The sequence below is a fragment of the Rhizobium aureum genome (assembly GCF_030182495.1).
Lineage (GTDB): Bacteria > Pseudomonadota > Alphaproteobacteria > Rhizobiales > Rhizobiaceae > Rhizobium > Rhizobium tropici_C.
Map to the genome: position 1 here is coordinate 1 of NZ_JAQJCI010000036.1, position 17,167 is coordinate 17,167.

Annotated in this window: 20 protein-coding genes and 5 pseudogenes; 8 read left to right on the forward strand and 17 right to left on the reverse strand. The window is 56.4% G+C overall.

Going from position 1 to position 17,167, the window contains the following annotated elements:
• The 12 genes from PH552_RS33290 to PH552_RS33345 form a co-directional block, all read right to left on the reverse strand.
• Positions 1-829 (reverse strand): filamentous hemagglutinin N-terminal domain-containing protein (locus tag PH552_RS33290; RefSeq protein WP_483315522.1); only part of this gene is annotated, 829 nt, incomplete at its 3' end.
• Positions 830-1,390: 561 nt separating this feature from the next.
• Complete coding sequence (locus tag PH552_RS33295) at positions 1,391-1,603, reverse strand: hypothetical protein (RefSeq protein WP_183765789.1); 213 nt, start codon at positions 1,601-1,603, stop codon at positions 1,391-1,393.
• A 23-nt stretch (positions 1,604-1,626) separates the two neighbouring features.
• Entirely contained in the window at positions 1,627-2,310 is a 684-nt protein-coding gene (locus PH552_RS33300) for a DUF746 domain-containing protein (RefSeq protein WP_183765792.1), read from the reverse strand.
• A gap of 32 nt (positions 2,311-2,342) precedes the next feature.
• A complete protein-coding gene (locus PH552_RS33305; RefSeq protein ID WP_145645485.1) occupies positions 2,343-2,558 on the reverse strand; it encodes a hypothetical protein in 216 nt (71 codons plus the stop codon).
• Between the two features lie 246 nt (positions 2,559-2,804).
• Positions 2,805-4,949, reverse strand: a complete 2,145-nt coding sequence (locus PH552_RS33310; protein WP_113250852.1) for a methyl-accepting chemotaxis protein — start codon at positions 4,947-4,949, stop codon at positions 2,805-2,807.
• A gap of 14 nt (positions 4,950-4,963) precedes the next feature.
• The gene (locus PH552_RS33315) at positions 4,964-5,893 is read right to left on the reverse strand and encodes a substrate-binding domain-containing protein (protein ID WP_285166679.1); all 930 of its coding nucleotides are present in this window, start codon (positions 5,891-5,893) and stop codon (positions 4,964-4,966) included.
• 167 nt (positions 5,894-6,060) lie between these two features.
• Positions 6,061-6,372: a polymorphic toxin type 50 domain-containing protein gene (locus tag PH552_RS33320; protein ID WP_183765794.1), complete on the reverse strand. Its 312-nt coding sequence runs from the start codon at positions 6,370-6,372 to the stop codon at positions 6,061-6,063.
• Positions 6,373-6,840: 468 nt separating this feature from the next.
• Positions 6,841-7,443: a Fic family protein gene (locus tag PH552_RS33325; RefSeq protein ID WP_285166669.1), complete on the reverse strand. Its 603-nt coding sequence runs from the start codon at positions 7,441-7,443 to the stop codon at positions 6,841-6,843.
• 208 nt (positions 7,444-7,651) lie between these two features.
• Positions 7,652-7,891 (reverse strand): lysozyme family protein, encoded by a 240-nt coding sequence (locus PH552_RS33330; protein ID WP_183765823.1) that lies wholly within the window; start codon positions 7,889-7,891, stop codon positions 7,652-7,654.
• 50 nt (positions 7,892-7,941) lie between these two features.
• A complete protein-coding gene (locus PH552_RS33335; RefSeq protein WP_246698680.1) occupies positions 7,942-8,133 on the reverse strand; it encodes a hypothetical protein in 192 nt (63 codons plus the stop codon).
• 229 nt (positions 8,134-8,362) lie between these two features.
• The gene (locus tag PH552_RS33340) at positions 8,363-8,548 is read right to left on the reverse strand and encodes a hypothetical protein (protein WP_246698681.1); all 186 of its coding nucleotides are present in this window, start codon (positions 8,546-8,548) and stop codon (positions 8,363-8,365) included.
• Positions 8,549-8,769: 221 nt separating this feature from the next.
• Entirely contained in the window at positions 8,770-9,237 is a 468-nt protein-coding gene (locus PH552_RS33345) for a winged helix-turn-helix transcriptional regulator (RefSeq protein WP_285166671.1), read from the reverse strand.
• A gap of 269 nt (positions 9,238-9,506) precedes the next feature.
• Here PH552_RS33345 and PH552_RS33350 point away from each other — a divergent pair.
• From PH552_RS33350 to PH552_RS33365, 4 genes and pseudogenes are all read left to right on the forward strand, one after another.
• Positions 9,507-9,578, forward strand: a pseudogene (locus tag PH552_RS33350) (hypothetical protein); the annotation flags it as partial.
• A gap of 104 nt (positions 9,579-9,682) precedes the next feature.
• A complete protein-coding gene (locus PH552_RS33355) occupies positions 9,683-10,315 on the forward strand; it encodes an alpha/beta fold hydrolase (protein ID WP_285166673.1) in 633 nt (210 codons plus the stop codon).
• A gap of 237 nt (positions 10,316-10,552) precedes the next feature.
• A complete protein-coding gene (locus tag PH552_RS33360; protein WP_169646293.1) occupies positions 10,553-10,948 on the forward strand; it encodes a cupin domain-containing protein in 396 nt (131 codons plus the stop codon).
• Positions 10,949-11,042: 94 nt separating this feature from the next.
• The gene (locus tag PH552_RS33365) at positions 11,043-11,318 is read left to right on the forward strand and encodes a hypothetical protein (protein WP_245430227.1); all 276 of its coding nucleotides are present in this window, start codon (positions 11,043-11,045) and stop codon (positions 11,316-11,318) included.
• Here PH552_RS33365 and PH552_RS33370 read toward each other — a convergent pair.
• The 3 genes and pseudogenes from PH552_RS33370 to PH552_RS33380 form a co-directional block, all read right to left on the reverse strand.
• Positions 11,262-11,858: pseudogene (locus tag PH552_RS33370) on the reverse strand (mobile mystery protein B). The gene PH552_RS33365 and the pseudogene PH552_RS33370 sit on opposite strands and share 57 nt — an antisense overlap.
• A pseudogene (locus tag PH552_RS33375) lies at positions 11,855-12,316 on the reverse strand (mobile mystery protein A). Before PH552_RS33375 ends, PH552_RS33370 begins: the two co-directional pseudogenes overlap by 4 nt.
• Positions 12,317-12,591: 275 nt before the next feature.
• Positions 12,592-12,936: a YdcA family protein gene (locus PH552_RS33380; RefSeq protein WP_183765806.1), complete on the reverse strand. Its 345-nt coding sequence runs from the start codon at positions 12,934-12,936 to the stop codon at positions 12,592-12,594.
• A gap of 534 nt (positions 12,937-13,470) precedes the next feature.
• Here PH552_RS33380 and PH552_RS33385 point away from each other — a divergent pair.
• Both PH552_RS33385 and PH552_RS33390 read left to right on the forward strand, forming a co-directional pair.
• Complete coding sequence (locus tag PH552_RS33385; RefSeq protein ID WP_183765809.1) at positions 13,471-13,743, forward strand: helix-turn-helix transcriptional regulator; 273 nt, start codon at positions 13,471-13,473, stop codon at positions 13,741-13,743.
• Positions 13,740-13,901, forward strand: a pseudogene (locus PH552_RS33390) (HipA N-terminal domain-containing protein); the annotation flags it as partial. The gene PH552_RS33385 and the pseudogene PH552_RS33390, both read left to right, overlap by 4 nt.
• Before the next feature lie 52 nt (positions 13,902-13,953).
• Here the strand turns inward: PH552_RS33390 and PH552_RS33395 are convergent.
• Positions 13,954-14,310, reverse strand: a pseudogene (locus PH552_RS33395) (site-specific integrase); the annotation flags it as partial.
• Between the two features lie 178 nt (positions 14,311-14,488).
• Here PH552_RS33395 and PH552_RS33400 point away from each other — a divergent pair.
• Both PH552_RS33400 and PH552_RS33405 read left to right on the forward strand, forming a co-directional pair.
• Positions 14,489-15,793, forward strand: a complete 1,305-nt coding sequence (locus tag PH552_RS33400) for a PAN domain-containing protein (RefSeq protein ID WP_285166675.1) — start codon at positions 14,489-14,491, stop codon at positions 15,791-15,793.
• A gap of 9 nt (positions 15,794-15,802) precedes the next feature.
• Positions 15,803-16,567 carry an LEM-3-like GIY-YIG domain-containing protein gene (locus PH552_RS33405; RefSeq protein WP_183765878.1) on the forward strand — a complete coding sequence of 255 codons (765 nt, stop codon included), beginning with the start codon at positions 15,803-15,805 and terminating at the stop codon, positions 16,565-16,567.
• 315 nt (positions 16,568-16,882) lie between these two features.
• Here the strand turns inward: PH552_RS33405 and PH552_RS33410 are convergent.
• The coding region (locus tag PH552_RS33410; protein ID WP_285166659.1) for a transposase at positions 16,883-17,167 on the reverse strand (285 nt) is incomplete at its 5' end.

A 17,167-nucleotide genomic window follows, 5' to 3' on the forward strand; every position in this document is an offset into this window, starting at 1 on the left:
CACCGCTCATCTTGACGCCGGCGCCCTTCTCGGTGACGACGACCTTGATGCGGTCGGCCTGCATGGCGCCGAGTGCCGTGCCGTCGATCGCGTATTCCGGCGTGCCTGACGTGGCGGTCAGCGCCGTCGCTTCGCCGGTGGCATAATTGTATTGGCTGGCGCCGCCCGTCAGGCGGATGGTCTTGCCGTAGACCGGCGCATTGACATGGATATTGCGGGCAACGACGTCGAACAGGTCGACGGCGCCGGGGGCAGCCGCGAAGTTTCCGCCTGCCCCTTCGAAGGTGACGTCGCCGCCGTTGACGGTGAAGCCTGACAGGCTGCCGTCGGCGCCGATATTGGGCACGCCTGATGTCAGCGTCGCTCGCGGCGTGTTGATGAAGCCGCAGCCCCCGCAGGTGATCCCGTTTGGATTCGCGATGATGACGTCAGCCCTGCCGCCGAACACTTCGGTCGGGCCGTTCAACGCGGAACGATTGCCCGACGTGACTTCGTTTAGGATGACCGAAGCCGGGTTGGAGGCGTTGAGGTTCGGGTTGCCGGGGGTGGCGCCGCCCAAGTTCGACGCGCCCACTTCACCCTTGAAGTTGTTGAGGATAAGCCCTTGTGTGCCGACATTGAAGCTGTCGTACTTGTTATGCGAGAGACCACTGGCGTTCGGTGTGACGATATCGATTAGCGGTACGCCATTCGGGGCGGCTCCGACACCCGGCTGATTAGCGGCAGGTGCCGTGGTGCTTGCCGATACCGACTGGGCATTGGCAATCGCCGGCTGTAAAAACAAGAGCGCGCTAAGTGTGACAGCAAGCGATTGGTGTCCGAGGCGCAACAGCCGCCGAACGACTCTGCTTGCTCCGGTCCGCTCGTTGAACGATTTACTGGAATCCTGCCCTGGATGCTTGCCCACGATACGCTCTCGCCCTTTTGAGGCCAGGCCACGTCCGCGGTTCTCGCCGGAAAATGTAGCCTACTTCTCGCCTCGCCCAGGCCGCGTCATGCGGCACATATTGATCCTTTCTCTTGATGGACTTGGCAGCGAACGTCAATCTTTACACGGATATGGAGAGTAAACTTTGGGGAGTTCGCGTAAGTTTGGTAAAGCCTGTGTGAATTTTACACCAATGACTTTGCTTAATGCGGATAGGAACACGCATAGCGGATATTGGAGTTTGGGTAGATGCAACGGAACAGAAACCCTACATAAGAGCGGTCAGCGCCAGCGGTCCAGCCCCTTGATCGTTTTCCTATGGCATTTGAGGTGATGCTTCATCAGCTTGATGTCATGGAGATAGTCATGCTCCGGCTGAAATTCGCAGTTCGGATCGATGTGGAAGCGGTTGCGAGTAAAACACTCGAACAGATGAATCCCATCCCAGGTGTCGATAACCTGTTAGAGGCTTTTCACCATATGATGTAACGGCGAGCCAGGCTCGTCCGCATCCCTCATCTTATGGAGGCGCAAATGGACGTGCTGGAGCATGTCGGTCCGCATGTAGCTGTTCAAGAGCATGAGCGAGTGGGCCGGGGTTTTCGGAACTGCAACACCCATCTTGTCTTCCGGTGGCAACGCCGTGTCATCCGGGCGGTCGTCATTGTCAGTCATCACGTTTCTTTCGCGGCGGTAGATCAGACCTTACGGCGGGTCGATGGCGGACGCATCACGACACGATGCTCGAGCACGAAACCTGGCTCTTGGTCGCGCAGCACGTTTGACAGACGGGCAAACCGCCCGCAGGCATCACAACGGAACCGGCGATCGCCGGTGTCTGAATCAAAGCCGCGATAGTGCATGCCATCTGTTGCGCCGCAGTTCGGGCATGGAATATCAGGACGGATCTCCATGCCAAGCCGAACCTTTGCGTCCCAATGGCCGCTCGGATCGAGCTGCACGATCCACTCACGCGTTCGTTCGATCCAGCGCTTTACCGTGACGGCCTTCACACCGATAGCCTCGGCTGCCTCGGTGACTGGCCGCTGTTGCGACAGGAGGCAGACGAATAGGCTAAGCTTCCGAAACTTGAGGCCTGACAGCGGTGTCCCAGTGGTGCGGCGAAAATGTATTTCGCACGTTTGACAGCTGAACACGGGTATAACGGGCCTGGGAGGTGACGCACGCGCCTTGAGGACTGTCCCTTCGCCTTGGCAATGCGGACAACGTGGCGGCGCTTCGGACAAAGACAGGATCTCGTCGAACTGGCCCTGCAGCCAGACACTGAAGGCCTTGTCTTCCGTCTCGGGAATGGGCCGATAGTGCCCCGTTCGCGGCAGCATCGGATCGAAGGTGCGTTTCGGGGGCGCAGCGTTGGTCATTACGCCAGCATAACGGCCAGCTATGACGTCGTCTATACCCCCACAAACTCTCGTTTTTGTGTGCGATTTGAATAGCGGGTTTCATGAATGATTATTTTGCTCTTGGAGGACTGAACCATCGACCCTGTTGTTTTCAGCGTAAAGCGGAGCCAATTCCGCTCCGGCCGTACACCAACATTCTTCTCTTCGCGTGACCAGCGACGACGGCGCTCTACGGACGTGATAACCTCAATTGGATGCTTCGTCATATGACCACTCCTAATGTTATCACTAGGAGTGGCAGTCAGCAGCCCTCTATCGCAAGACGGCCTTCACCGTGGGCTTACCCTGGAAGCCCGTCTGGCAGTCGAGACAATCGTCAAACTCTTGGGTCGGCTCCCGGAAGAAGCAGTCTCTATTGCGCCAGATATCCAGATATTTCTGGCCGAGAATGCCTAGCCCGAGGGTAGGCCGCAACACATCTGCGACCAAAACAGGTTGGACAGTTCACTCACTTATGATGCCATCGCATAAAGACGTATCTCAGAAACGCCGGTGCTGCGCGTCTTGAAACGATGCACCAAGTCCGCGAGATTTTCGGTTTCCTGCGTCAGGCTTTGCGCGGCCGCCGTCGTCTGTTCCACCATGGCCGCGTTCTGTTGGGTGACTTTATCCATCTGGTCACCCGCAGCTGAAACTTCTCTCAGGCTTGCCGCCTGTTCACGCGCTGCGACAGCAATCTCTGCAATCGTCGAGCTCATGGCACCTACCTGCTCCACGATGTGGGAAAGCGACGTACCGGATTCCCCGACAAGCTGGACGCCCGTCTTCACCTGATCCGTGGACATGGATATCAGCGACTTGATCTCCCTGGCCGCCGTTGCTGATCTCTGTGCCAACTCGCGCACTTCCTGGGCAACGACGGCAAAACCTTTGCCTGCTTCCCCGGCCCGAGCTGCCTCCACGCCGGCATTCAGAGCCAGCAGGTTGGTCTGAAATGCGATCTCGTCGATGACACCGATAATGTTGCCGATCTGGGATGATGAGTTTTGGATTTCGGTCATTGCCGCGATCGCACGGGCGACAATCGCACCACCATTTTCTGCGTTAGCGCGCGCATTGACCATCGCGCTTTGAGCATGGCTTGCTCCCTCCGCAGTTCCATTGACACCGCGCGTCACATCGCCCAAGGCCGCAACGGTCTCCTCGAGAGAGGCTGCTTGCTGTTCCGTGCGGCGCGCAAGATCGTTGGACGCCGTCGAGATCTCGGCGAGACCGGACTTGATGGTGGCAACCGCGCCGATAACGGAATCGACGGCCTCCTCCAAACTGGATACCGAGTTATTGAAGTGATCCCGGATGCGGGCATAGCGGACATCGACGTCACCGACCCTGGCGGTCAGGTCACCCTTAGACAGGGCATCCAGGCCCAGCGAAATCTGTTGGAACGCGTGCTCCATCACCTGTGCATCGGCAAGCCGCTCGGCCTCTTGGCGAAGCCTGTCTTCTTCGGCTGCGATGCGTGCCCGTTCGGCCGTGGCTTCGGCAATGAGCTTGGCTCGCCCGGTCTCCTGAAAGACCTTCAATGAGCGCGCCATCGCCCCGAGCTCGTGACGTTGTTCGGTACCGCTTATGGTCATCGTGTCATCGCCACGAGCCAGGCGTTCCATCAAGCGTGCCATGCTGCGTACGTTGGAAGAAATCAGCTGCCCGATAAAATAGGCAAGAACGAGACCGATGACGATCAGAACTCCGCTAATCGCAAGCGTAGAGCTACTCGCGGCGGCGACGGTCGCATCAACCGATCCATCGAGCGTCTTTTGCGTGTCCATGACGGACGCTTGCAAATCCTCGAAGCCCTTGGCGATCTTCGGCGCGAGAACATTGAGTTCGTTGTCGCGGATCTTGTTGGTCGCCAGCAGGACATCCCGAACATCGCCAAGGCGGCTTGTATAGTTTTGCATGAGCTGCCCCGCACCCATGACACGCTTGTGCTGCAGTTCATTCTTTGCCGCCTTCGCGGCCACGTCGTTTAACGCCATCGCTTCATTCAAGGCCGACTGCGCCGTATCGTAGGCGGCAAGGTCGCCGGAATGGATGAATCGCTCAGAGAAATAGAGGCTGCGGTTTAAGGCCTCGAGCGTCGCAGCCGTCGCATGCAGCAACGCCACGTCGTTCTGACGCCAGGCGCTCCGCATCACGTCATTGAGCGCGATGCTCGTCCAAGGCCCAAACTCCGTGACTTTGGAAATCAGAGAATCTCGCTTCCCCTGCAGTGTCACGATCCGCTCAAAAGCTCTGCTGTAAGCGCCAACATCCTGGCGAATTGCCGTCATTCCCGCCTGAAGCGTGGCATTGCCGGCAAAGCGCGGATCGTCCTCTGCGAACGACTTGACGCCCGCATGAAAACGATCAATCACATCCTGCGTCGGGCTCGATCGAAAGGCCTCCACTGCCTTTTGAATCTCGCTAAGTTCATCGCTGTAGCGGGAAATGGCAAGGCTTTGTCCCGCAGTCCCGCGATAGGACGTGAAGATCGAGGAAAGTCCATCCATACCGGAAAGGGCGTTGATCGAAAGAAAGCTCATAAGCAAGATTAGTGGTAGGAAACCCGCGGTAATCTGGCCTCGGATGCCAAGTTTATTCCAAAAACGTAACATCGTATTTTCCTCGGTCACTGGGTCTTCGGCAGGTAGCTAGTGATATTTTGTGGGGTCACCAGTTCGAAAGGCACGTTGTTTTCCCGTGACACCTTCTGTCCGCTGGCAAGTTTGACGGCCACATCGACCGCCGCTGCTCCCTGCCCAGAGGCGCTTTGAAGAACAGTGACTGCCAGGTCGCCAGCCTGCATTGCCGCCAAAGCATCGTCGGTTGCATCGATGCCAGCAACAACGACGTTTTTCATCGATATGCCATTGCGCTTCATCGCACGGATTGCGCCGAGCGCCATTTCGTCGTTGTTGGCAATCACAGCATCAAACTTCACACCCGCCGACAGCCACTCCTGCATTTGTTGATCGGCATAGTCACGCGACCAATAGGCGGCCTGCCGTTCGACAATCTGCAGATCCTTGCAGGCGGATGTAGCGATGACGCTATCGATATCCTGCGTGCGGGCGCGCGCCGCCGCGTGGAAGGGTTCACCCATCAACACCACCAGGCGCCCCTTTCCCTTTAGCAGAGAGCAGACTTCTTTCGTCTGTAGCGTTCCTGATTCCTTCTCGTCTGACGCGACAACGGCCTGAGTTTCGGGCAGGTCCGACAGATTGGAAGGCACATTGTTGATGTAGACGAGGGGAATATGGGCGTCCGAGGCAAGTTTCGTCATTTGCGGGCCGAGGTCACCGTCCGAAACGGCAACGATAATCGCGTCGACCTTGTCCGCGATGAACTGTTGAACTTGCTTCTTTTGCAGCTCATTGTCGCCCTTGGCGGTTTGGGTGACCACCTTCAATCCCGAAATCGTCTTTCCATGGGAGACAATGCCGTCGAGCAATGCGGTTCGGAATTTATCGAGATCGGACATGGCCACGCCGATCGTCTGGGCATTTGCAGTCGAGGCTGCTATCGACATGATTATTGCAGCAAGTATGGCCTTGTTCATCATCCCCTCTCAAAAGATGCTCGATGAGAGTGGGACTCGTATATGAATATGGTTAAAGAACTTTTTGTTTTGGTTTTCGATCTTTAATATTCGATAATTATAAAATGAATGCCCGGAGTAACACATTAATTAATGAAGCTGGATAATATATTACATTCCCTGTATTTTCATTGTCGAAAACTACCAGCGGATGCATCTGAATCCTGATATTGATTTTTCGCTTCGAACTGAACTCCCCTCATGCCCAAAGCTCTTTGGCTGCAATAGACGGAAGTAAGATCGGTCGTCTCACCGGTAACAGGATCGACATAACTGCCAATAATTTTGCCAAAATCGACACGTTCTTTTGAGCCGGGCTGCCCTACCGGAACACTTCCAACCCGCTGGCCTGCACCTGCATGTCCATCGACCAGACCTTGAGGGTCGGGATCATCGAGCTCACTTCTACCTGGAGTGTGGTTATTGTGCCCCTCCGACATCCTAACGACGAACACCCGAAATCCGAGAGCATTGAGGCTTCGGGCCTGGATTGAGGCATGCGGAAATCAATTCGATAATGCGAGGGCCGATGTCGATACCGCGCTTGCGATAAATTCCAGGCTCTATGAGAACCAAATCGCTAAGATACAAGACGTTCTGACCCGGCATTCCCGGAGAAGGCAGATGTTGCCTTTGCGGAGCTGTTTCGCGCAAACTGATGTTCGATGGCAGGCTTTTGGGCGGCTCCGCCATCGGCAGTAACCCGAGCTGTGATCAACCCCGCAAATTATTGTAGAAAACTAAGGGGCTTAGGTCATTTCATGGAACTTGGGGAATCCGACATCACTACGCTCTATGAACTGGCTCAGGCCTTGGGAGTGAGCCATGTTGATCTCGTCACGCCCGCCGACGATGTTTAACGGCTAGGCAGTGAGTTAGCGATGGGAAGATAGCCATTTGTTCTGATTTCACGCAATCCCCGTAGGCGGTGGCGCGTTGACCAGCTCCGATACAAATATCGTTAGGGGCACGACGTTTTCATGCTGGCTCGCCGCCTCAAGGGCGTTCATGTACTCGTCTCGTCGTGCCACCGGGATGACCGTCCATGGGACTCCGCTTTCAGCCAGGAGGGCATTCATCATGAAGCGCGCCGTCCTGCCATTTCCATCCGGGAACGGGTGGATATAGGTGAATAGGAACGGGGCAAGGATCGCCTTCACGCGCGCATCGGGTTCGCCCGAAATGCTTTCGAAGAGCGCGTCCATTGCGTCGGCGATCGCGTGCGGTGGCAAGGGGACATGCGATGAACTGCGTAGATAGACGTTATGCGAGCGATAGCCAGCCAATTGATGCGCCTCGATGATGCCCGCGGCCACCGACGGGCTGAACATAGCCCGGAACCAATCCTGGTGCCTTGCCTCGAGCAGCTCACCCGTGGGTGCCCCATCGAGAATCTTCGCAATGTCCTCGCGAACCTCCTCGAATGCCAATCTGTATCCTTTGGCGGCAAGCGCGTTCCTGGTTTCGTTGTCCCGGGCGTCGGCGTCCGGCTCCCACTTGCCGTCCTGCACCCTCCGGATCAGCTCTTCGGAAACTTCATATCCCTCGATCGAAAGCGAATTTAGCGCATCTGGCAAACACTAATATTATGCTTTTGACTCACACTAGTTTTCTGCCTTTCCATCACACTAATTTAGCGCGTCTGAATTACACTATTATTATGTTGCAGAGTCCAGCTCCTCAGCCGAAACCCGTCAGGAGAAGCCCGGCGACCTCAATCTATTTTTCTCCAATGCGAGAAAGATCGATCCTGATACCGGCGTCTTGCACCTTCGATTGAGCAGACACGGCTGGCTCGACAGATTGGTCTGCTGTTATCGGCGCGTTGCGCTCGACGGCACTGCCGGGCTGCTCGGCTACACCAAATGGCGCAGTGTGAGTAGCCGGCAGAAACGCGAAGCTTTCATTTTGCGTAGCGTTGGAGCCGGTTGCGACGATGGACCCGGCTGCATGCATCATCTCTCTGCCTTGAAAGTGCGGCCGAGATCCGGCCCGCTGCCAAAGTAACGTCAAAACACGTAAAACAGCGGGCTCCATCTGCTGGTATCGATATGGTTGGTGCCGGCGACAACGATATCCTTGTGCGCGTGGACGCGAAGGACCTTCGCTTCGACGATGGAGAAGGCTTCGGGACGCTCCAGAGGCCATTCCTCAGCGGAGGATGGGCCGCCACCACCTCCGCCTCGAACTGGATCGGACATTCTGCGATGCGCATAGGCCGCACAAGATCGGCTGCCTGCGGCGTGAGGCCAGCCGCATCGAATTTATCAGCCTCGAAACGATAGCCGATCTTTTCCTTGTGGGGAGGAATGGGATTGCGGCCTGTCGTTGCCGCGATCGCGTCGACTTTCGGCCACAGCTCGGGCGACGGGAAATTCAGCACCAGCTGGCGCTCGCGCAGGAGATTTTCCTGACCCTTGCTGGTCGATGTCAGGCCCAGAACGACCCGATCATATAAGGCCAAACCGAGGACATCGGCGAGATATTCGTCGTGCCGTCAGGATTGAGGCTTGTAATCAGCACGATGGGAGTGCCGACATAAAGCACGCTGGGCTGGATTTCGATATGCTCGCGATCGCTCGCAGCTACCTTGAATTCGGCTGTTTTCGTCAACATTGCAAACTCTCCTTTGAGAGTTTCAGTGTAGCCGACATGACGCCTAAATTAGTTCGGCCGTGGCCGAACTATTGCCCCAAAGCCGACGACCCAACCCTCATTCACTCAGGCGATCCACTGGCGGCGCCGATCCGCTTCTCTTCGCCTGGTTTCTGCGCCGAGGGAGCCCGGCAGCCGAGCAAACTCTGCTAAACGGCGAGCAAAGATTTTGAACGGCTAACTTATTCGTGCTCACCCGCGGCGAGCGGCGGCGCCACGACCACCGTATCCTCGGCCATAAGCATGCGCCCGTCCTGCGCCCGCAATTCCAGCCGCCGCACAGGCATATGCGTTGCCCTGTCGACCAGCATCACATGAGGCTCATCCGGCTGGAAGAAGAAATCCTCGCCCCATTGGCGAAGTGCCACCAGCAGCGGAAACAAGCCCTGCCCCTTCTGCGTCAGCACATATTCCTGATAGGGGGTGCCATCGGAAGCCGGCATGGTATCCATGATGCCATGGGCGACGAGATTGCGCAGCCGAGCCGAGAGGATGTTCTTGGCAAGGCCGAGGCTCTTCTGAAATTCGCCGAACCGGCGCAGACCATCGAAGGCATCGCGGATGATCAAGAGCGACCACCAGTCGCCGATCGCATCCAGCGGCCGCGCTATCCCGCAGAGGGAATCCTTGTGGCTTACTCTCTTGGCCATCTGATCTTTCCTCACTTGCTTCCGCATCTGTGCCGATGCTGCCTCAAGAACGCAGGCAAACAGCTGCAACATTTAGCTCAACATATCGGTTGCAAACTGAAACCACAAGAGATATTAAGATAGCGGTTTCAAATTAAAACCACACCAGGAGAGCAACCGTGATTCCTTCCGATGCGACCTTCGCCGGCACATACCCCTTCGCGCCGCATTTCACCAAAGCACCCGGCTTCCGCATGCACTATGGCGACGAAGGGCCTGGCGACGGCGAGATGATCCTCTGCCTGCATGGCGAGCCGACCTGGGGCTATCTGTTTCGCCATCTGATCTCGACGCTGAGCCGCACGCATCGCGTCGTCGTTCCCGATCATATGGGCTTCGGCAAGAGCGAAACGCCCGCGGCCGCAGCTATTGGCTGCAGGATCACATCGCCAATCTTGAGGCTTTCGTGCTTGCGCTCGGCCTCACCGACATCACCCTCGTCATGCATGATTTCGGCGGACCGGTCGGGATGGGCTTCGCCGCCCGCCATCCCGAGCGCATCCGCCGCATCATCTCGGCAAACGGGCCGACATCCTTCGGCCAACCGGATGCTGTCGATCGGGCGGTAGCGAACGCCGCTCGATCACCCTGGTTTCAATGGATCATCAAGGCCGAAGCCGACGGCACGCTCGAACCGGTGCTCAACAATCTCGGCTTCAACATTCTCAGCACGCTCAAGCTCAACGGCTTCGGGAACAACGCCGTTATCACCGACACCTGGATCGATGCCTATGGCGCACCCTTCGCAACGGAAGCCGATTGCCTCGGCGCGCTCGGCTGGGCCAAGGGCTTTGCGATCGGCGCGCATGAATTCGAAACGCCCGATCCGGCAGCCGAGCGCATCATCCGCAGCAAGCCGGCACTCGCCATCTGGGGCGAGGCGGATCGAACGCTGCATGCCGAATATTTCCTGCCGCTCTTCTCCGCCCTATTCCCATCAGCTCCCATCGAGCGCCTCCCAGGCGTCGGCCATTACTGCTTCGAAGATGCCCCGCAAATTATCTCGAACCTGATCGTGGACTTCCTGCGGCGAACCTGAACCCCGCGGTTCAAGATCGAATTCAAAGCAAAGCGCAGGAGCGGGGAGACCTTCCCGCGTCTGGTGATCAAGACATAGCTCCACGCCTACCGCCCCTCGCCTTATGGCGCTTCGACAAGCCATCGAAACCCGGCGAACGATAGCCGATATCGACTGACTCGATGCACCATTCAATTGACATTCCCAACGGCTGTGACACCGTTCCGGCTGGTTGCTGACCCAGCGTTTCGAGGAAAAATGACAAAGAGATCGCAAGCCGTTATCACCACAGCTGAAGAACGCCCGCGCGACGGATGGAATGACCCCGTCCACGGCTCCATCTCTTGGCACACGCTCCTGAGCAGCGACATCACCCCCACCGACAGCATGAGCGCCGGCATCGCCGACCTTGCGCCCGGCGGCGAACTCAAACCGCATCGCCACGACCCATCGGAAATCTACTTCATCTTCGAGGGAACCGGTATCGTCCGGATCGACGGCCAGGAAACGACGGTCAAACCAGGCACGACCGTCTTCATCCCCAGCAACGCCGAACACGGCATCCGCAATGAATCATCCGCTAATTTGAAGTTCTTTTACGTGTTTCCGACCGGGTCTTTTGGCGAGGTGGTCTATCGGTTTCCCGAGGGTTAAGGCTCCCCCTGCTCCCAATTGCGCCGATTCCCATTCCAGAAGTACAAGGGATCCTCAACAGGACGTGGCGTGACACTGCAAATGATGTTGGACTTTGTCCGGTCTGGTTTCGCCTGCCGAGCGCCTGAAGTTTCTCGATGCAGTCATCTTCAATGTGCTGATCTGCAATTCGGACTCCCCCGCCAAGAACTACTCAGTTCTGATCGTGCTGACGGATCCGCAAAGATGGGCCCGCCGGCACAGCGAGCACGGCGGACGAGGACTCAGTCCCGAAGAGTCGCGTCGACACGGACGGGCACTGGGATCTTTGCAATCAGCCGCGCGCGAATTCTATAAGCGGAGCGATATCACGATTATCTGCGGCGCGTAGCGCTGCGATGTAGCGGGCTCGCAATTCGCCAACATTGGCCAGACTGCCGCCACCCCAACTGAAAAGCGAGCCGCCAAGGCGCTCGATTAGGAGGTCGGCCGCCAGCCGCGCGTGGCGACCGTTTCCGTTCGGGAACGGATGGATGCCGACGAGGCGATGATGAAATCTGACCGCTATTTCATCGGGGGGAAATGTCTCATGCTCAATCCAATATCGAACGTCATTCAATAGGCTCGCGAGCTCAGTTCCGACGCGATAAGCTTGAATGCCAATATTGCGTTACGTGGCTCGGAACGTGCCGGCGCACTGCCAGACGTCACCGAACATCCGCTTATGAAGCATCCGCATGAAATCTTCGCTTAGCATCCGCTCGAGCGGCAAGCGCCGCCGGCCAAGCGCCCAAGCCGCACCATCGACGATATTTTCCTCCTCCGCCTTGTTGAGGTCGCGTCGGTGAGTGATCCACGTCTGAAGCAAGCCCTCTCGCTCCTGCGGCTCGAGCGGTCTAGCGTCTTCAGGTTCCTGAAAGAGATCTGTCACGCCTCGTTCCAGAGGTCACGTTCAGCGAGCTTGTTGCGGATATATGCCTGAACACGAGATTCGAAATCCGCGTTATCCGTACCTTGAGCTTCCAAACGCATCGTGTGGGCGACACGCTGGAGTTCACGTATCGCGATCTTGCGCGCCCGCGCCTAGACAACGGTCTCAAGCGAAGTGTTGGGGACAAGAGCATAGACGAGCGTGCAATCTAATGCCTCAGCGGCACGACGCAACGTATTGAGCTGGATTGTTCCAGCTGCTTCGGATTTTTCGATTGATTCAACTGTCTGCGGCCGGATTCCTATGCGTGCGCCGAGCTGCGCACCCGTCATGCCAAGGGCATCGCGAAGGGCTCGTATCCAACCCTTCGGCGGCGTCTTGAACCCGTCAATTGGCTGTAGCGCCCGAAGTCTTTCATCGAGCCGCTGCCGAGCCCTTTTTCGAGTATCACTTTTCATCTTTCAGCCTACAAACTGATCCTTGTTTTCATATATCAGCTTGAAGGCTGATATATAATGATCCAAAAACGCCGAACTCTTGAGAATCCCAGGCATGGGCGGCCGTGATTGGCGAACCATCGCACGCGCAATGGGGCGTGAGCTTACGACGAACCGCAAACCGAAAAGTAAGAACGGATAAAAGGTAGTGTCGGCCCTATGGCCTGACGATCGGAGTCCGGAAAACACTCTTGCCGAGTTTGCCACTATGCTTTCCTCTTGGATTTCGTAATCTCTCAATCGTGCCGCATATAGCTCTTCTTTCCTTCATGGGTAATGCAGAAGCGGCCGCCGCGAGGGCCGGTGCAATATTTGCCGCTGTCGCAGGAACAGTCGCCGGTCTCCGTCGGCGCCATTTCGGTCGAGCCTGATCCCAGCAAGCCTGCGGCCATCCCGAGGCCTCCGGTATAGGCTGGGCAGGATTTCTTGCTGCCACTGACAGATCCGTCATTGCAGACGAAAGTATTGCCTTGGCAATGGTTGATGCCGCCCTTATGACCGCTGCAGGGCGTATTTTGTGCCTGTGCAGTGAATGGGGCCAGCAAAAATGCTGCAGCCAGGACGATTGTCGATTTGCCCATTGCTCCTCCGCGGCGGCGAGCGCTTTGAAAACTTCAATGGTTTCCAAACCCTCCAAGCGATGTCAGATCAGGAAGCTGATAGGACGGATTTAACATGTGCGACTCAGTAAGTTAAAAAAACTCGATTCCTTTAACATATGCGCAACACGCTAAATCCGCATCCCTGATCGCCAATGCGTGGCAATGCAAGATCTGAGTTGAATTCCAAGAAAGAGATTCGCCGAGCGGCGCCTTCAGCGTGGTCCTGTGATCAATTGTGATCGCAAACAGGCAAACCCGTTACGGCTATCGCAAGCATAAACATCGTAAATATATGATAATACATACTTTTATTGCGGAGAGGGTGGACTCTCCGCCAATTAAGCCCGCGATACCCGCATCTCAAGGATCTCATTTTTCGACGTCGTGATGAAGCCCGGAACTTCCCGATCGGGGTGATTTTGGAGCGTGTCTGCGCGCACTTCCCGATCGGTAAGGATCGCGTTGATCTACGAGAAATCTTCCTGTACGGTAAGCCATCTCAGGAGATGTTCGATGTTCAGATCCGCACGCGATTTCGGCGCCGCCGTCCGGGAGAAACGCAAGGCGCTTGGTTGGACGCAGACAGAGCTTGCCGCTCGGTCCGGCACGGGTGAGCGCTTCATCGTCGAGCTTGAATCCGGCAAGCCAAGCTGCCAGCTTGAAAAGTCGTTGATCGTAGCGCGCACTGTCGGCATCGAGATCGGCGATCTCAGGACGGCCCAAGCCGCGTCGACCTCGCCTGACGATGACCTGGACTTCCTACCGACCTTCGGTGACGGTCGATGACGACGATCTTCTACGAAGCCATCCCTGTCGGCCACCTGACCTTCGATGGCGATTGGCGGCTGGACTATGACCCGAGCTGGGAAGCGCGCTGCTCGGCCTTTCCGACATCGCTGACCATGCCGCTCCGTTCGGGCCCCGTCGCTGCCGACAGGCTCATGCCCTGGCTCGCCAATCTGCTCCCGGAAACGCACCTCGCCGAAATCGGCCAGCGGCAACAGCCCGGAGACGTTCATCGCGAAAGGAGACCATGTCTTGTTGCGCCAGGCCGATCAGCGTTCGATGGGAAATATCGTGACGCCGCAGGACATCAATGCGCTGGCTTTCCTGAGTAAAGCCGCGCTTCGTTGGCAAAACCTCTTGCTGGTAGCGCTTCAAGAGCTGACCGAGCGTCATGGTCTCGAGGATCTTCGCGTCCGGCGCGATACCGAAGCGGTCGACCTGAGTCTCTAGATCGCGTGCCCACTTCTCGGCGTCGGCCTTGCTGTCGAAGCTTTTTGCTCGGGGCTTCATTCCGCGACGACGCACCTGCATTTGCCAACGTCCCCTAAGCTTTCTGATCGTTGCCATGTCATCTCCAATCGAAATTGAAGATCACGCGTAGTATGCCCCTGGAGAGGTGCCAAGGATTATCCCGGAACGAGCGTCGTCCATTAACCGCAATCCAGAATATACAGCCTCGCGCCTACAACAACCTTGTCAGCTTGAGGTCTATGTAGTTTGATAATCTTGGGCTGGGGGCTTGTTCATGCATAAATTGCTTCGATCTGCCGCGTTGAGCGCTGCGCTATGTGTAACAACAATGGCCAGCCCTGCAGCCGCGTCTGAGAAAGTCTTTGGCCCGTTTGTCTTGGATGACGCCAAGCCAGATGTCATAGTGATGAACGGCGATATCGACGTCGGCTCAGCGCTCAACTTCCGGCGGGCTCTTCACGCAGCCCCCGGCGTTAAGCTTATTACCTTGAACAGCTCAGGCGGCGCCGTGCAAATGGGTCTGCTGATGGCGGACGATATTCATGAGCGAAAGCTCGCGACCTACATCCCGAAAGACAGCGCATGCCTATCCGCATGTGCTTATATGTTTCTTGCCGGCATCGAGCGGAAAGTTGACGGCAAGCTCGGCGTGCATCAGATTTCCTCTGATACCTCGGACCTTGTGGGAGCGCAGCTCACGATTTCCGACATCATTGACGTCCTCAACCGCTTCGATACTCCGGTTGACGTGTTGAGCGTCATGTTCAAGACGCCGCCGAATGACATGCACGTCTTCACGCCAGAAGAGATTGACCGTTATAAGCTCAATCGAACTGGCGATGCGTTAAAGCCCTCTGCCGCCGGCGCGTCGGCAGCACCAGATACAACTCCGCCCGCCCCAAACGCGACGAGCACAACGGAATCAACTACGCAACCGGTGACACCGGAGCAGCCGCACTCGACAGAAACAACGGTAAGCGCAACGCCGACGCCGCAGACTCAAGCGAAACTCTCAACGATCGAAGAATTCACGAAGCGCCCAAATCGGATCGCCGTCTATACCGGCTTGGATCTCTTCGGCGACGACATTTCTTCTATCCGCGCAAGCGACGCTGCGGAATGTGCTCAGAGTTGTCTGGTGATGAACGGTCAATGCAAGGCGTTCACCTTCAACGCCAACCCAAAGATCACAAAAGGACCGAACTGCTTCCTCAAATCCAGCGCAGGGCGGGCAGATGGAAATAGTGTCGCCTTCTCAGGCCGATTCCTCAGCGGTGCCGACGCCGACCCGCCGACATTTGCTCTTGGAACGATCGACCCGCAGAGCGCACTCTTTCACGACGTTGACTTTCGAGGCGGCGATCTCTCCCCACGCCCTCATAGCACCGCCAAGACGCCGCTCGACTGTCGCCTCGCTTGCGTTGACGACAATCGCTGCATGGCATTCTCCTATAATTATGCGAAGAAGCAGTGCTGGCTGAAAGGGTCGATTGGCACACCCATGCCAGGCAAGGGAATGGTCAGCGGGTTTAAGAAGTTTCAGAACTTCTCGCCCGCGAAGATCATCAGCTTGAACTAAGGGGCGGCCATGCGATTTTCTGAAGAAGTATGCGAGCGGCTTGGCAACTACGTCTATCGCCTCATCGATCCGCGGAACGGCGAGACGTTTTACGTTGGTAAAGGTCGTAACAATCGCGTATTCGATCATGCCGCTGGCGTCGCAGACTTAACAGATGATGACAGCCAAACACTTGGATCAAAGCTCGATCGCATCCGGGCGATAAAGAACGCTGGGCTTGAAGTGCTACATGTCATCCATCGTCATGAGATACCTGAGACAGCGATCTTTGAAGTCGAGGCTGCACTGATCGATGCCTATCCAGGCCTCACTAACACCCAGGGCGGCCACGCCAGCAGCGACCGTGGTCCCATGAACCATGTCGAGATCGTGGACAAATACAGCCTTCCGGCATTTCCTTCGAATCCAGAGCATCGCCTTGTTCTGATCAACATCAATAAGCTTGATAATAAGTTCGATCGTCGAGCAATATACAATCTCGTCCGCTATTGCTGGAGAATTTCAAAGTCACGCGCTGAGAATGCTCAGTATGTTCTCGCTGTTGTCCGCGGTGTGGTTGTAGGAGCGTTTGAGGCCGAGAGGTGGATGGCCGCAACTGCCGACAACTTCCCTGACATCCCTTATGCCGATGGCTCAGAGGCACAAAGGCTCGGCTTTGTCGGGCGGGATGCACCGAAAGAGATATGGGATCTCTACGTTGGTGTAAGAGGTAAGCGGATAGCTGCCCCCGAGCTTAAGCACGTTCAAAATCCCGTCCGGTTTTGGAATTGTTGAAGAATGGCCGATGGGCAGAATAATGTTGAAGCGTCTCAACAACTCTGCATTTTGACGATGTATTGCACTTCAATACACAGATTAACAATCGGATTAATTATCATTTTACATCGGGAGCGGCCCAATGGCGAAATCTAAGATAACTAAATCACGCGCGCAACTTCTCGCAAGGCTAGAACATATAATTGGTAGTAATTGCTATAACGGAAACATACAGAATTACGGTCCCGGTGGATTCTATGAAGGGTCCGGTCGCGATTTTCGCTATCCCCTAACAATGATTGATGAGAACGGTGATAAGATTACGGCGTCGACTCATAAACTCTGGCACCATATTCTTGCAGCGACGAGCTTTACAGCGGCGAGGTAGTTTTCCGGACGCTTGTCATACCGGGTTGCGATGCCTCGAAACTGTTTGATCCTGTTGAAGAACCGTTCCACGAGATTGCGTTGTCGATAGACCCAGCGGGAGAACACGAAGGAGCCTTTCCGGTTTGTCTTCGGCGGAATATTGGCCCAGGCCTTTCGCTCGGCGGCCTTAGCCCGGATGGCATTGCTGTCATATCCCTTGTCGGCCAGCAGGATATCTCCTTCACCCAG

Excerpts from the sequence above, each read along its gene's own strand:
- PH552_RS33295 (WP_183765789.1), bottom strand. The coding sequence starts at position 1,603 with ATGACTGACAATGACGACCGCCCGGATGACACGGCGTTGCCACCGGAA.
- PH552_RS33300 (WP_183765792.1), bottom strand. The coding sequence starts at position 2,310 with ATGACCAACGCTGCGCCCCCGAAACGCACCTTCGATCCGATGCTGCCG.
- PH552_RS33305 (WP_145645485.1), bottom strand. The coding sequence starts at position 2,558 with ATGACGAAGCATCCAATTGAGGTTATCACGTCCGTAGAGCGCCGTCGT.
- PH552_RS33310 (WP_113250852.1), bottom strand. The coding sequence starts at position 4,949 with ATGTTACGTTTTTGGAATAAACTTGGCATCCGAGGCCAGATTACCGCG.
- PH552_RS33315 (WP_285166679.1), bottom strand. The coding sequence starts at position 5,893 with ATGAACAAGGCCATACTTGCTGCAATAATCATGTCGATAGCAGCCTCG.
- PH552_RS33320 (WP_183765794.1), bottom strand. The coding sequence starts at position 6,372 with ATGTCGGAGGGGCACAATAACCACACTCCAGGTAGAAGTGAGCTCGAT.
- PH552_RS33330 (WP_183765823.1), bottom strand. The coding sequence starts at position 7,891 with ATGATGCATGCAGCCGGGTCCATCGTCGCAACCGGCTCCAACGCTACG.
- PH552_RS33335 (WP_246698680.1), bottom strand. The coding sequence starts at position 8,133 with ATGTCCGATCCAGTTCGAGGCGGAGGTGGTGGCGGCCCATCCTCCGCT.
- PH552_RS33340 (WP_246698681.1), bottom strand. The coding sequence starts at position 8,548 with ATGTTGACGAAAACAGCCGAATTCAAGGTAGCTGCGAGCGATCGCGAG.
- PH552_RS33345 (WP_285166671.1), bottom strand. The coding sequence starts at position 9,237 with ATGGCCAAGAGAGTAAGCCACAAGGATTCCCTCTGCGGGATAGCGCGG.
- PH552_RS33360 (WP_169646293.1), top strand. The coding sequence starts at position 10,553 with ATGACAAAGAGATCGCAAGCCGTTATCACCACAGCTGAAGAACGCCCG.
- PH552_RS33380 (WP_183765806.1), bottom strand. The coding sequence starts at position 12,936 with ATGGGCAAATCGACAATCGTCCTGGCTGCAGCATTTTTGCTGGCCCCA.
- PH552_RS33385 (WP_183765809.1), top strand. The coding sequence starts at position 13,471 with ATGTTCAGATCCGCACGCGATTTCGGCGCCGCCGTCCGGGAGAAACGC.
- PH552_RS33400 (WP_285166675.1), top strand. The coding sequence starts at position 14,489 with ATGCATAAATTGCTTCGATCTGCCGCGTTGAGCGCTGCGCTATGTGTA.
- PH552_RS33405 (WP_183765878.1), top strand. The coding sequence starts at position 15,803 with ATGCGATTTTCTGAAGAAGTATGCGAGCGGCTTGGCAACTACGTCTAT.